13 protein-coding genes are annotated in these 13,398 nt (G+C 43.1%); 4 read left to right on the top strand and 9 right to left on the bottom strand.

What is annotated here, in order from left to right:
• Nucleotides 1-40 precede the first annotated feature (40 nt).
• The 8 genes from AC30SH_RS06195 to AC30SH_RS06160 all read right to left on the bottom strand — a co-directional run bounded on the left by AC30SH_RS06195 (nucleotide 41) and on the right by AC30SH_RS06160 (nucleotide 6,911).
• Entirely contained in the window at nucleotides 41-187 is a 147-nt protein-coding gene (locus tag AC30SH_RS06195; RefSeq protein ID WP_006717498.1) for a putative periplasmic lipoprotein, read from the bottom strand.
• Between the two features lie 185 nt (nucleotides 188-372).
• Complete coding sequence (locus tag AC30SH_RS06190) at nucleotides 373-1,323, bottom strand: ribose-phosphate pyrophosphokinase (protein WP_006717500.1); 951 nt, start codon at nucleotides 1,321-1,323, stop codon at nucleotides 373-375.
• 41 nt (nucleotides 1,324-1,364) lie between these two features.
• Nucleotides 1,365-2,285, bottom strand: a complete 921-nt coding sequence (gene ispE / locus AC30SH_RS06185) for a 4-(cytidine 5'-diphospho)-2-C-methyl-D-erythritol kinase (RefSeq protein WP_315027507.1) — start codon at nucleotides 2,283-2,285, stop codon at nucleotides 1,365-1,367.
• Complete coding sequence (gene lolB, locus AC30SH_RS06180) at nucleotides 2,282-2,908, bottom strand: lipoprotein insertase outer membrane protein LolB (protein ID WP_212510528.1); 627 nt, start codon at nucleotides 2,906-2,908, stop codon at nucleotides 2,282-2,284. Before lolB ends, ispE begins: the two co-directional genes overlap by 4 nt.
• Before the next feature lie 74 nt (nucleotides 2,909-2,982).
• On the bottom strand, nucleotides 2,983-4,251 hold the full coding sequence (locus AC30SH_RS06175; RefSeq protein WP_109859088.1) for a multifunctional CCA addition/repair protein: 1,269 nt from the start codon (nucleotides 4,249-4,251) through the stop codon (nucleotides 2,983-2,985).
• Nucleotides 4,251-4,862 (bottom strand): TIGR04211 family SH3 domain-containing protein, encoded by a 612-nt coding sequence (locus AC30SH_RS06170; RefSeq protein ID WP_390882335.1) that lies wholly within the window; start codon nucleotides 4,860-4,862, stop codon nucleotides 4,251-4,253. Before AC30SH_RS06170 ends, AC30SH_RS06175 begins: the two co-directional genes overlap by 1 nt.
• A 77-nt stretch (nucleotides 4,863-4,939) precedes the next feature.
• On the bottom strand, nucleotides 4,940-6,205 hold the full coding sequence (locus AC30SH_RS06165) for an inorganic phosphate transporter (RefSeq protein WP_314885456.1): 1,266 nt from the start codon (nucleotides 6,203-6,205) through the stop codon (nucleotides 4,940-4,942).
• Between the two features lie 25 nt (nucleotides 6,206-6,230).
• On the bottom strand, nucleotides 6,231-6,911 hold the full coding sequence (locus AC30SH_RS06160; RefSeq protein ID WP_006717512.1) for a TIGR00153 family protein: 681 nt from the start codon (nucleotides 6,909-6,911) through the stop codon (nucleotides 6,231-6,233).
• A 158-nt stretch (nucleotides 6,912-7,069) separates the two neighbouring features.
• Here AC30SH_RS06160 and AC30SH_RS06155 point away from each other — a divergent pair, with 158 nt between their 5' ends.
• Together AC30SH_RS06155 and radA are read left to right on the top strand one after the other, a co-directional pair.
• Entirely contained in the window at nucleotides 7,070-8,143 is a 1,074-nt protein-coding gene (locus AC30SH_RS06155) for a CYTH domain-containing protein (protein ID WP_314885455.1), read from the top strand.
• 4 nt (nucleotides 8,144-8,147) lie between these two features.
• Nucleotides 8,148-9,521 carry a DNA repair protein RadA gene (gene radA, locus AC30SH_RS06150; RefSeq protein WP_314885454.1) on the top strand — a complete coding sequence of 458 codons (1,374 nt, stop codon included), beginning with the start codon at nucleotides 8,148-8,150 and terminating at the stop codon, nucleotides 9,519-9,521.
• A gap of 94 nt (nucleotides 9,522-9,615) precedes the next feature.
• Here the strand turns inward: radA and cspE are convergent, their stop codons facing one another.
• Nucleotides 9,616-9,825, bottom strand: coding sequence for a transcription antiterminator/RNA stability regulator CspE (gene cspE / locus AC30SH_RS06145; protein ID WP_006717517.1), 210 nt, complete (start codon nucleotides 9,823-9,825; stop codon nucleotides 9,616-9,618).
• Between the two features lie 373 nt (nucleotides 9,826-10,198).
• Here cspE and lrp point away from each other — a divergent pair, with 373 nt between their 5' ends.
• Nucleotides 10,199-10,678: a leucine-responsive transcriptional regulator Lrp gene (lrp, locus tag AC30SH_RS06140; RefSeq protein ID WP_006717519.1), complete on the top strand. Its 480-nt coding sequence runs from the start codon at nucleotides 10,199-10,201 to the stop codon at nucleotides 10,676-10,678.
• Nucleotides 10,679-10,695: 17 nt separating this feature from the next.
• Nucleotides 10,696-13,374, top strand: coding sequence for a DNA translocase FtsK (locus AC30SH_RS06135; protein ID WP_314885452.1), 2,679 nt, complete (start codon nucleotides 10,696-10,698; stop codon nucleotides 13,372-13,374).
• The last annotated feature ends 24 nt before the right edge of the window (nucleotides 13,375-13,398 follow it).

Here is a 13,398-nt window from a genome sequence, read left to right as displayed (position 1 = left end):
TAGGTAAATTTTCTACCGCACTTTGAGATAGGGTTTGGGATTAATTGTTAATACCCAGCGTTTTGGTATTTTTATCGAATTTTAAACCGGAGTGAGAGCCTTCGGAGCCATTAAAATAAATATCTTTTGGCTGGGAACAGGCGGTGATGGTTAAAATTGCCGTAAAGACTAAAATAAGTTTTTTCATGTGATACCTCTATGTGTCAAAAATATGTTTGTAATTATAGCATAGGGAAGGCAGATTTAAGGTGGCGAAACAAGGAAACCAATAATTAAAAGTGGGAAGATTGATTTAATATAAAAAAACAAAAGGCTTAGAAAACTAAGCCTTTTGTCGTTTAAAGTGCGGTTGATTTAACGCATATTTTTCGCTTATTCATCAAACATTGCAGAGATGGATTCTTCGTTGCTGATACGGCGAATTGCTTCTGCAAGCATTTTGGATAATGTTAATGAGCGAACTTTACCTAATGCGATAATTTCGTCAGTCAACGGAATGGTGTCTGTTACGACAACTTCATCTAACGCATCGCTGGCAAGGTTTTTCGCGGCAGAACCTGAGAATACCGCATGTGTAGCGTAAGCGAAGACACGTTTAGCACCACGTTCTTTTAAGGCTTCAGCCGCTTTGCATAAGGTGCCGCCGGTGTCGATCATGTCATCAACCAAGATACAGTCACGATCTGCCACATCACCAATGATGTGCATTACTTGAGAAACGTTGGCACGTGGACGGCGTTTGTCGATAATCGCCATGTCGGTGTCGTTTAATAATTTCGCCACAGCACGGGCACGTACGACACCACCGATGTCCGGAGACACAACGATTGGATTCACTAAGTCGGTTTTTTTCAAAATGTCATCGATTAACACAGGAGAACCGAATACGTTATCTACCGGCACATCAAAGAAACCTTGGATTTGTTCTGCGTGTAAATCGCAGGTTAACACACGGTCAACGCCAACGCCGGATAAGAAGTCGGCAACTACTTTTGCTGTAATCGGTACACGAGCAGAACGAACGCGGCGGTCTTGGCGGGCATAACCGAAATAAGGGATTACGGCAGTAATACGACCGGCAGACGCGCGACGTAATGCATCAACCATAACCAATAATTCCATTAAGTTGTCATTTGTTGGTGCGCAGGTTGATTGAATGATAAATACATCGCTACCGCGAACATTTTCATTGATTTGCACTTGTACTTCACCATCGCTGAAACGACCAACGGTTGCATCGCTTAATTTCGTTTTTAAGCATATTGAAATACGCTTGGCGAGTTCCGGTGTAGCGTTACCGGCGAAGAGTTTAATATCTGGCATTGTAAGTTTGACCTCAGGTGTTAGATGATAAAATTAGGGGGTTAACGGAGAAACGGATTTTCACTTTTAAGCTGTTCCAACATGGTGCGTAACGGTGAAACGTTTAATCCTTTAGCAACAAATCCAAAATACGCTTTTGGCATGTCGTTGAGCACGGATTGAGCAGATTTTTCATCGTCAAATTCCGCAAAAACACAAGCGCCGGTTCCTGTTAATCTTGCCGGAGCATATTCTACCAACCAGTTCAGTATTTCTTCAACCTCTGAATAGTGATCTCGTACAACTTTTTCGCAATCGTTTATGTATTCTTCGGACAATAATTGTTGTAGTGATTTTTTCGGGGTATTTCGCGGTAAATCAGGAGAGGAAAAAACCACGGCAGTAGAAATAGACACATTTGGCTTGATCACGAGATACCACTTCTCCGGTGGTTCGCAATAGGTGATTTTTTCGCCTACGCCTTCGGCAAATGCGGCTTTGCCATGCACGAAAATGGGGACATCCGCACCTAAGCTTAAACCAAGAGCGGCAAGTTGCTCGGTGTCTAAATGGGTTTGCCATAAATGATTTAAGGCAACAAGAGCCGTTGCCGCGTTAGAAGAACCGCCACCCACGCCACCGCCGATGGGCAGAATTTTATCTAATTGCAAATCCGCGCCGAGTGAGCAACCGGTTTTTTGCTGTAATAAATGTGCTGCACGATAAATCAAATTATCTTCAGGTGCTAAATCAGCGATTGGCGAAATTAAATTGATTTTGCCGTCATTTCTTACCCTAATCGATAGCCAATCGCCAAAATCCACAAATTGAAATAGGGTTTGTAATTCGTGATAACCATCCGGGCGTTTTCCGTTGATATACAAGAACAGATTTAATTTCGCCGGGCAAGGGAAACGCAGGCCGGCTTCATTATTTAAGCTTTCTGGCACTAAAAGTGCGGTGGAAAATTGGTATGTTTTCATTTTAAGTTCCATTCATCCACGCGAATTTTCAGGGTTTGCCCTTCGGTTTTCAGCAAGATATTTTCCGGCATTGGAGGCTGGCGATTGAGGTGATAGGACAGATAATCCGCCGTCCACGTTTTGCCGTCAACGCGATGGGTAAAAGAACCGAGGAAGTGATTTTCTGCCACTAAATAGTCGCTGTTATCTTTCGGTTGACCTTTTAGCCAAAAGACAAATTCATCCAATGGGAAATCCATGCCGATAATTTCTCTAAGTAGCATTTTGGCATCGGTCGCAGAACGTTGACGACCTTTATTGTCGGAAATTGTCATGCCTTGTGGGTGCATTTCAATTTGTAGCGTTTCGCTACTGAGCGTGGAATAAAGTTTCAACGTGTAATTTTGTGGATGGTGATATTGCCAGTCAAAACGGGTAGAGAAACGTTCTTTCGTGCTGATATAACCCAGTTGGCCTAAAGCTTGGTAACTTTTGATTTGTTGTAACTGTTTTAAATGCTGTTGCCATGTGGGATCCGTTTTTTCGATGTATTTTACATCGGTAGGGCGTTGCTGATCGACGGTACAGCCGCCCAATAACAGTCCGGCGAAGAGAATCCAAAGAGAAAATTTAATGGTTTTCATATATGACCTGTTTGATAAAAAATAACGCTGATTTTACGGTTCGATTTTTATGGCGTAAAGCATTCAACGCCGGTTTAGGGTTTAAAGTGCGGTAAGATTTCTTGGCGTTTTTGTTTGACGGCAAAAATACGTCCGCGATTAAGTTGATCACGAATGGCTTTGTTTTCAAAACCGGCAGCGATAATTGATTGAATATCTACTTTTAATGCGGCTTGATACAAGGCGATGGCAAATTCCTGTTGAGGGTATTGAATGTGTTCAAATCCTTTGCGACCTCGCGTATCCGCAAAACAAACAAGAAGAAATTCCATAAAACGCAATGGCTTACGCCATACATCAAAAGTATTAAACAGTTTTACAATGGTTTCCGGGCGTAGCTCAAATACTTTGTGAACATGTGAATGATATTCGCAGGTGAGTTCTGCCAGTTGTTGATAATATGTCGGTACTTTTAAACGTTTACACAGGCTTTTTGTCGGTGCAACGCCCAGTTTTTCGTGTCCGTGGTGATGGGGCCAGTTTTGTTTTGGGGTACAGGCTTTGCCTAAGTCATGACAAATGGCGGCAAAACGCACCGCACTTTTATGACAATCGACCTGTTCTGAAAGCTGTGTTGCCTGTTGTAGTACCATCATTGTATGCACGAAGCTATCGATTTCCGGATGATATTTTGCCGGATTTGGCACACCATAAAGGGCATCTAATTCGGGAAAGAGTACTTTGAGTGCACCAACTTGACGCAAGGTTTCAAAGTAAATTTCAGGATTTTTTTCATTTAAGGCTTTTTCAGTTTCTGCCCAAACGCGCTCGGCTGTCAGATGCTGTAGCTCGCCTTGCGCACTAAGTGCGGTCATTAATTGTAGGGTTTCATCAGCGATGTTGAAGCCTAAGTAATGATAGCGAGCAGCAAAACGGGCGACCCGCAAAACGCGTAAAGGATCTTCCGAAAATGCGGGGGAAACATGGCGCAAAACACGTTTTTCTAGATCTTCCACGCCATGATAGGGGTCGTATAAATTGCCGGCTAAATCTTGCGCAATGGCGTTAATGGTAAGATCGCGACGAACTAAATCTTGTTCTAACGTGATGTCAGCTGAAAAATCGCAAATAAAGCCAGTGTAACCTTTGCCCGCTTTGCGTTCAGTACGCGCCAAAGCATACTCTTCTTTGTTTTGTGGATGGAGAAAAACCGGGAAATCTTTGCCGACTTGTTGATAGCCTTGATTTAACAAATCTTGTGGCGTGGCGCCCACAATCACCCAATCCCGATCTTTGACGGGGAGGTTGAGGAGCTGATCGCGAACTGCTCCGCCGACTAAATAGACGTGAAATTTTTCCGCCATTATGACCAACTATCGCGACGACGGCGTTTAGGCATAATAAGCGGTAATACTAAGCCGAGAACCAATCCCACGCCAAGTACCGAACCGCCGTAGATGAACCATTGAATGGCAATTTCGCGTTTGCCGGCATCTAACATGGCTTCTAAATCACGATTTTTATTTTTGGTCATTTCCAATTCCCGTTTGAGTTGGGAATTTTGTTCTAATAATTCGCTACTTTGTTGCTCCGCCTGTTTGGTACGGCGTTGCATTTCTACCGTGCGTTTTTGCCAATCATCATCTAACCGATTGAGTTTTAAACTCAACTCTTGAATGTGATTTTTTAATCTCGGATTTTCATCTTTGCTACTGGCGCTAGTGCTAAGTTCACTGCTTAAAATCCAAGCTTCACGGTTTTTACTGTCGCGAACCAGTGTGTAACGATCTTTTTTATCTAATACGGTAACGGCTTCGCCTGCTTGAATGGTACCGGCAATTTTAAATTGTTCACCGGCGCCTTTGCGTAAAAACGTGGAGAGGTTTTCTGTGACGTATTTTGTTTCTCCTTGTGCGGCAGACATGCCAACAGTGAAGCAAAATAGCGCAAGCAGTGTAGATAAAGCTTTTTGCATAGGGAAATCCTTTATAAAAAAACGAAAAGTGCGGTGAAATTTTAACGTAAATATTGACCGCACTTTTTCAGACAGGATTAATGGAAAATAGTTGTTAAGAGGTAATAAATAATAATGGAGAAGAACGCACCGGCCGGTAGCGTGACCACCCAAGAAACAACAATACTACGAATAACGTTTAAGTTAATGGCCGCGATACCGCGCGCAAAACCGATACCTAATACCGCACCAACCAAGGTTTGCGTAGTAGAAATCGGTAATCCGGTGCCGGAAGCAATCACCACGGTGGTTGCTGTTGCAAACTGGGCGGCAAAACCACGGCTAGGGGTCAGATCTGTAATGCCGGTACCGATGGTTGCCATCACTTTATAACCCATAACAATTAAACCAACAACAATCCCTGCGGCACCTAAAGGTAGAATCCACCAAGCAAGGGGAACGTTGTTAACAATCTGACCGCCGCTTTCAATAATGGCAACAACCGCAGAAAGTGGGCCAATCGCATTGGCTACATCGTTTGAACCATGGGCAAACGCCATGGCGCAAGCGGTCATCAACATCAGAATACTGAAGACTTTTTCTACGCCACCGAAGGAGCCGCCTTCCAACATTTTGTATTTAAATTTGATGCTACGGAAATAAAAGTGGCTGTAAATAATGGAAATAATGCCTATAGCAAAAGAAATCAGTAAGTTTTCTGTGCTACTTAAATTCAATCCAACGTGTTTTAACCCTTTGTTTAAGGTCACGATACACAAAATAAAAATGGTGATGCCCATGTAGTAAGGGCCGTATTTTTGTGCATTTCTAAAAGGACTTTCTGTATCGAAAATCAGTTTTTGTGTGCTGATAAAAATAGCGTAAGCGAGTAAACCGGCAAGTAAAGGGGTGATAAACCAGCTACCTACAATATTTTTAATATTGCTCCAGTCAACGGAATGTGGACCGGCGGTAATGCAGGCGAAACCGATGATCGCACCGACGATAGAGTGAGTTGTGGATACTGGCCAGCCCATGCGGGAGGCAATTAATAACCATGCGCCTGAAGCGAATAAAGCTGACATCATACCAAAGACCAACACTTCCGGCTCGGCAACAAATTGCATGGTGTCGATAATGCCGCTTTTGATGGTTTCGGTGACCTCGCCACCGGCAAGATAAGCACCTGCTGCTTCAAAAATCATTGCAATAATAATGGCTTGTTTTGCTGTGATTGTTCCTGAGCCAACGGATGTTCCCATTGCATTTGAAACATCGTTGGCTCCTACGCCAAAGGCCATGAAAAAGCCAAAAACGGCTGTAATGAAAATCAATAACGAGCCATATTGATGAAGTAGTTCCATTGAAAAATACCTAAGTAAATGGAAATTATGAGCGAGCCAGCATTAATTCAATGCGTGAACCGACTCGCTGTGCTTGGTCGGCAAGCACGCCAACCCATTCAATAATTTTATATAAGAACATGACATCGATTGGGTTGTAACGACCTTCAACCTCATAAAGCATTTTTCTTAATTTGATTTGCATCTGATCGGTATCATCTTCAATGATATCTAACTCGTTAATCATTTGATTAACAAAGTTTAATTCACGGCCTTTGAAACCGGTTTCTAGCAACTGATCCATTTCTTCGATCACTTTATGGGCTTGTTCGGTAGCATCTAAGCTGCGTCTCACATAGCTCATAAATTCATCATGCATTTCCGGCGGAATACCAAATTGGCGTCCAACCATACGACCGGCGATGTCTTTTGCGTAATTCGCTAATTTGTCTTGTTGTGTGACCAATTCTAATAAATCGGTACGTTCAATCGGCATGAATAAACCGCGTGGTAATTTCAAACGAATTTCACGTTTTAATGCATCGGCTTGACGCTCATGGGCGGAAATATCTAAACGGAATTGTTCAGCGGCATTCCAGTCTTCACGGAAGATCGCTTCAAAGAAAGGAACCAATAATTCACAGCATTCAGTGACTTTATTGGAGTGTTTTTGTAACGGCTTTAAAGGGGAGTGGGCAAATAATCCAAGGATGTTATTCATTGCCATGAAGATGACTCCTAATTAAGGTTAATAATTCACGCGCATATTACCTGATGTAAATGAAAAATTCACGATTTTAATCGAAAAAATCAGGCTTTTATTGGATAATAAAACCCATGAATTCAGAGTAAATACAAAACTTTATGATCTTAAAGGATTTTATCATGGCAAACGAAATTGAATTGAAATTAGCGGTCGGTGATATTCATGAGGAACAGCTCAATACCCTGCTACATCATTTCCATATTATCGATCAGCAAAAAGCCTTTTTAGCCAATACTTATTACGACACTGCCGATAACTATTTCACTCAGCAGAAAATGGGCTTGCGTGTACGTCAGCAAGATGACCATTACACCTTGACATTAAAAACCGATGGCAAAGTATCCGGTGGGTTGCATGTGCGTCCGGAATATAATGTGGAATTACCGACATCAGAACCTAATTTAGCGGCGTTAATTCGCCAGCATGGACTTGTATTAGAAAATATTGATGAGTCGTTGCAGCCGATTTTTAGCACCGACTTTATGCGCCAAACATGGCTGGTTCAATATACGCCCGATTGCCAAATTGAAGTGGCTTTTGATCAGGGAAATGTTATTGCGGGCGACAAACAACAGCCTATTCGTGAAATTGAGTTTGAAGTGAAGTCTGCTGAATTGGGGCCATTTTTTGCCTTTGTCGCTGATTTTTTAACCCATTATGCAGACAAGGTACATTTTTATTCCGTCAGTAAAGCAAAACGTGGATATCAATTAGCCCAAAATAAAACGACGAAAGCCAGTGATTGGATTGAACAGTGGCGCGGCTTTTTGTATTCGGAAAAACGGATGCAAAAAACAACGGAAAAATTGACCGCACTTTTAGCTTATGAACAGTCTTTAGTGGAAGAAACATTGGCTTTAGGGGCTAATTTCTTTTCGGCGGATTTTATTAAAACCGTAGAGCGCGTTGGGGCTTTTTTCAACCTGTATCATTATTACGAAGACAATAAATCTTTGTTAGAAGCAGCGTTGAATGAACAGCTAGCAGCAAACCAACATTATGCACAAGAAAATGTGTTGAACGATTTAACCGAAGCGAACGCGGATGTTTTGGCGAAACTGCATGACATCATTCGTTTGCACAGTGAGACGAAAGATAATGCGTTGGCGATGAATAAATTACTCGATGTGATTCAAACACCACAGTATGCCCAACGCATGCTTCACCTGATGACGTTAACGATCGGCGGATAACCCTATGGCGAAAACAAAAACGGCTTATGTTTGTAACGATTGCGGTGCGGAATATTCCCGTTGGCAAGGGCAGTGTGGCGCCTGTAAAGCTTGGAATACCATCACCGAAGTGCGGTTGGTTTCTACGTCAAATAATAAAGCGGATCGGTTTAGTGGCTATGCCGGTGAAACCCGCGCTAAAATTCAAACGTTAAGTGAAATCAGCCTGCAGGAAACACCGCGTTTTAGCAGTGGTTTTTATGAACTGGATCGCGTGCTAGGCGGTGGGATAGTACCGGGCAGTGCCATTCTGATTGGGGGCCATCCTGGTGCAGGGAAAAGTACATTATTGTTGCAGGTGATGTGTCATTTGTCGCAAAAAATGACCGCACTTTATGTGACCGGTGAAGAATCCTTGCAGCAAGTTGCTATGCGTGCCAAACGCCTCGGTTTGCCATCGGAAAAACTGAATATGCTGTCGGAAACTTCCGTCGAGCAGATTTGTAATTTGGCGGATCAATTAAAACCGCAAATTATCGTGATCGACTCTATTCAGGTGATGCATTTGGCGGATATTCAATCGTCACCGGGTAGTGTGGCACAAGTGCGTGAATGTGCTTCTTTTTTAACGCGTTACGCAAAAACTCGACAAGTAGCAATCATCATGGTGGGGCATGTCACCAAAGATGGCACCCTTGCCGGACCGAAGGTGTTAGAGCATGCCATTGACTGTTCCTTATTATTGGAAGGCGAAACAGATTCTCGCTACCGCACCTTGCGTAGCCACAAAAACCGCTTTGGTGCCGTGAATGAGTTAGGCGTATTTGCCATGACAGAACAAGGTTTGCGTGAAGTGAAAAACCCATCAGCGATCTTTTTAAGTCGCGGTGATGAACAAACGCCAGGCAGCTCAGTGATGGTGCTATGGGAAGGTACGCGCCCGTTGCTGGTGGAAATTCAAGCGCTGGTGGATCATTCTATGCTCGCTAATCCACGTCGTGTTGCCGTAGGGTTGGAGCAAAACCGTCTTGCTTTATTACTGGCTGTGTTACATCGCCACGGGGGATTGCAAATGGCGGATCAAGATGTGTTTGTAAATGTCGTTGGCGGCGTCAAAGTGACTGAAACCAGTGCTGATTTGGCGTTGCTTCTGGCACTTATTTCCAGCTTCCGTAACCGTCCGTTACCACAAGATCTTGTGGTGTTTGGCGAAGTGGGATTAGCCGGTGAAATTCGCCCTGTGCCAAGTGGGCAGGAACGTATTAGTGAGGCCGCAAAACATGGCTTTAAACGCGCGATTGTCCCCTTCGGAAATAAGCCGAAACATGCGGTGGAAAACATGCAAGTGTTTACCGTGAAAAAACTTGTTGATGCGCTAGGGATCTTAGATTCGCTTTAAAAAATGACCGCACTTTTGAAAATGCGGATGAATAAAAACGATAGATAAAAAAATAGCCCTTTTGAGAAGGGCTATTTTTATGTAGAAATGTTTCTTAAATCACTTCAACGTCAACGGCTGTTGGACCGCGTTGGGAATCTTGTACGTTAAAAGCAACACGGTCGCCTTCGTTTAAAGTACGGAAATTATTGCCCACGATGCCGGAGAAGTGTACGAATACATCTTTAGAACCATCTTCTGGAGCGATAAAACCGAAACCTTTTGTTGAATTGAACCATTTTACGGTGCCGTTTAATTTAGACATGTTGTCTTCCTTATTTTAAATAATGAAATTGTGTGCTTATGTTCAGCACGAATTGCTAGCGATTTAACTTAAATAGAGATGGATAAATTGAATCTTCAAAGCACAAATTCAAAACTTGAATGAGGAAGAACCGAAATAACTAACTTACTGAAGTGATTGTCTAGCGGGTGCTCATTAGAACACGCAAAGGGAATGAAAACAATCTCTTTTTGCTAAGATCTGCATGGTTCTTTGATTGAATGCAAAATAGAGTTAAACAAATTAAATTTTGCATTAAATGAATATTGGAGAGCTTTCTACTTTCTTACTGCAATATTGGGTCAAATAGGCTAGAATTAATCACTATTTTCTCTCATTCATACGAACGTCACACATGGAAAAGAAATTAACAAAAGCTTTAGATGCCATTGATATAAAAATACTCAATGAATTACAACGCAACGGCAAAATTTCCAACATTGATTTGTCAAAAAAAGTGGGATTATCCCCAACGCCTTGTTTAGAACGTGTAAAACGTTTGGAGAAACAAGGGGTGATTATGGGATATCGCGCCTTACTGAATCCGGAATTATTAGATTCGCCATTGTTAGTGATCGTAGAAATTACGTTAGTCCGTGGTAAACCGGATGTCTTTGAAGAATTTAATTTGGCAGTACAACAGTTGGATGAAATTCAAGAATGCCATTTGGTTTCCGGTGATTTCGATTATTTATTGAAAACCCGAGTGGCGGATATGGCAGCGTACCGTAAATTGCTGGGGACCACTTTGTTACGTTTACCCGGCGTAAATGATACCCGCACTTATGTGGTGATGGAAGAAGTCAAACAAACCAATTTTTTACAGTTGAAATAGAGATAAAGTCGTAAAGCATGATTAAACGTATTACCGAACATTTTTCCCCGAAATATTATTTATTAAATTTGTTGCTAGGTATGACCGCACTTTTCGGGTTTTATCTGATCATTGCTTGGTCGGGATACACGCCGTTGGATAACTCCTGGGCGACCTCCAGTTTTGCACCAGATACCATCAACAAAGCCGGCGCATTCGGGGCGTGGTTTGTGGATCTATTTTTTGTACTCTTCGGTTACGTGGGGAATGTTATTCCGTTCATGTTGTGTTTTATTCCCGCGTATTTAATTCGTACTAAACGAGTGACTTCGCTGACATGGACGAAATTTAGTTTGCGGACATTCGGTTTTATTTTATTGCTTTGCGGGTTAACGGTCATTTGTACATTGTCTTTTAACAACACGGCAAATTATTTATCCGGTGGCGTGTTAGGCGGCTGGCTCACTTTAACGTTCTATGAAGCGGCTGGAAAATTCGGATTGCTTGTCTTCGCGGGCATTTTTGCCCTCGCTGGCTTTATTTTGTGCTCCGGCGCTTCGTTTATTCGCCTGTTGCTTCGTTTTTATCAATGGTTAACCATGCAAACGCCACCAGCGGAAGAAACGCAACCGCAAGCAGAAGAAAATGCTCCTGCTGAAGCAAAAGAAGAAATTATTTTGGTTTCTCAAGAAAGCCTAATGACGCAGGCAAAAGCTGTGCCTGAAGAAAATTCAGCAGAAATAGGCACTGAATCAAATCATCAGCTTCATATCAGTGGTTTATCAGAAGAAACGCCATCTGTTTCTTCCGACAATATGACTATTGCTGTGGAAAAAGAGGGTGATACTTCTAACACGTTCATTCCTTATGACTTTGAGCAGCAAGAGGTATTACCGAATGTAACCATTGCTACACCTGCCCAAGACGCTCTACCACTGACACAAGTACCTGTTGAGCCAAAGACTGAGATCCAAAGTGCGGTGGATTTTTCCCATGATTTTTCAGAACGGGAAATGATGCCAACGGTGTCTTTAGCATCGCCATATGCGAATGCGCATGAAGAGACGTCACAACCGACTCAAATTCATCATGAAACAACCGTAGTTACTCCGTCGGTGAGTGACACAGAAGAAGTCGAAGCAGGCGTACCTCACATTACGCCACAATATAAACCTTATGGTGATTCTCTTGTGCATCCGGCATTTCAGCAGCATAAAGCTAATGTAGAAAAACCGACCACACCATTGCCGAGCTTGGATTTATTGGAGCGTCACCAAAGCAAAGCTCAAAATATTACTCAAGAAGAAATTGTGGAAACCTCGCAACGTATTGAACAACAGTTACGCAATTTCAATGTGAAAGCCAAAGTGAAAGATGTGTTGGTTGGTCCGGTGGTAACCCGTTATGAATTGGAATTAGACCCTGGCGTAAAAGCCGCCAAAGTCACCAGTTTGGATACAGACTTGGCGCGCGCTTTGATGTTCCGCTCAATTCGTGTGGCGGAAGTCATCCCAGGTAAACCTTATATCGGCATTGAAACGCCGAATGATCATCGTCAAATGGTGCCGCTTCGCGATGTGCTGGATAGCGATGAATTCCGTAATGCCAAAGCGTTGCTTTCCATGGCATTAGGTAAAGATATTAGCGGTAAACCTATGATCGTGGACTTGGCTAAAATGCCTCACTTATTGGTGGCGGGAACCACCGGTTCCGGAAAATCCGTTGGTGTGAATACGATGATTTTAAGCTTGCTTTATCGCGTGAAACCGGAAGAGGTCAAGTTCATCATGATTGACCCGAAGGTTGTCGAACTTTCTATTTATAACGACATTCCTCATCTGTTGACGGAAGTGGTGACCGACATGAAAAAAGCTGCCAATGCGTTGCGTTGGTGCGTGGATGAAATGGAACGTCGTTATCAATTATTGTCTGCTTTACGGGTACGTAACATTGAAGGGTTTAATGAAAAAATCGATGAATATGATGCGTTGAAAATGCCGATTCCAAATCCATTGTGGCGTCCGGGCGATTCTATGGATCAGCTTCCGCCTCCGTTGGAAAAACTCAGCTATATTGTAGTCGTCGTGGATGAATTTGCCGATTTAATGATGGTTGCCGGCAAACAGGTGGAAGAACTGATTGCTCGTTTGGCGCAAAAAGCCCGCGCAGTGGGAATTCACTTAATTTTGGCAACGCAACGTCCTTCTGTGGATGTGATTACAGGCTTGATTAAAGCCAATGTGCCGAGCCGTATCGCGTTCACTGTGGCAACGAAAATTGACTCACGTACGATTCTCGATGCGGGTGGTGCCGAATCCTTGCTAGGAAAGGGCGACATGTTGTATTCACCGCAAGGTTCTACCGAATTAGTCCGTATTCACGGTGCCTTTATGACCGACGAGGAAGTAGGCCGTGTCGTAGATGATTGGAAAGCGCGTGGTAAACCAAATTACATTGATGGCATCTTAGACGGCAACGAGGATGAAGACGCCTTAGAACGGTTAGGTGATAGCTCGGGCGAGACCGATGAGTTGTTTGATGAAGTGGTCGAGTTTGTTGTTAGTACAGGTACCACCTCAATTTCTGCGATTCAACGCCGTTTCCGTGTGGGATTTAACCGTGCCGCGAATATCATGGATCAACTGGAAGAGCAGGGTATCGTCTCGCCATTGCAAAACGGCAAACGTGAGATTTTGGCGCGTGGGGCAGATTATTAGGATAAATCTCACCTTTTGAGGTCA

This window comes from Aggregatibacter sp. HK296 (genome assembly GCF_980469475.1).
This window is presented reverse-complemented; position numbering and strand designations above follow the sequence as displayed.

Excerpts from the sequence above, each read along its gene's own strand:
- AC30SH_RS06190 (WP_006717500.1), bottom strand. The coding sequence starts at position 1,323 with ATGCCAGATATTAAACTCTTCGCCGGTAACGCTACACCGGAACTCGCC.
- AC30SH_RS06175 (WP_109859088.1), bottom strand. The coding sequence starts at position 4,251 with ATGGCGGAAAAATTTCACGTCTATTTAGTCGGCGGAGCAGTTCGCGAT.
- ispE (WP_315027507.1), bottom strand. The coding sequence starts at position 2,285 with ATGAAAACATACCAATTTTCCACCGCACTTTTAGTGCCAGAAAGCTTA.
- cspE (WP_006717517.1), bottom strand. The coding sequence starts at position 9,825 with ATGTCTAAATTAAACGGCACCGTAAAATGGTTCAATTCAACAAAAGGT.
- AC30SH_RS06165 (WP_314885456.1), bottom strand. The coding sequence starts at position 6,205 with ATGGAACTACTTCATCAATATGGCTCGTTATTGATTTTCATTACAGCC.
- lolB (WP_212510528.1), bottom strand. The coding sequence starts at position 2,908 with ATGAAAACCATTAAATTTTCTCTTTGGATTCTCTTCGCCGGACTGTTA.
- AC30SH_RS06170 (WP_390882335.1), bottom strand. The coding sequence starts at position 4,862 with ATGCAAAAAGCTTTATCTACACTGCTTGCGCTATTTTGCTTCACTGTT.
- AC30SH_RS06155 (WP_314885455.1), top strand. The coding sequence starts at position 7,070 with ATGGCAAACGAAATTGAATTGAAATTAGCGGTCGGTGATATTCATGAG.
- AC30SH_RS06195 (WP_006717498.1), bottom strand. The coding sequence starts at position 187 with ATGAAAAAACTTATTTTAGTCTTTACGGCAATTTTAACCATCACCGCC.
- AC30SH_RS06160 (WP_006717512.1), bottom strand. The coding sequence starts at position 6,911 with ATGGCAATGAATAACATCCTTGGATTATTTGCCCACTCCCCTTTAAAG.
- AC30SH_RS06135 (WP_314885452.1), top strand. The coding sequence starts at position 10,696 with ATGATTAAACGTATTACCGAACATTTTTCCCCGAAATATTATTTATTA.
- radA (WP_314885454.1), top strand. The coding sequence starts at position 8,148 with ATGGCGAAAACAAAAACGGCTTATGTTTGTAACGATTGCGGTGCGGAA.
- lrp (WP_006717519.1), top strand. The coding sequence starts at position 10,199 with ATGGAAAAGAAATTAACAAAAGCTTTAGATGCCATTGATATAAAAATA.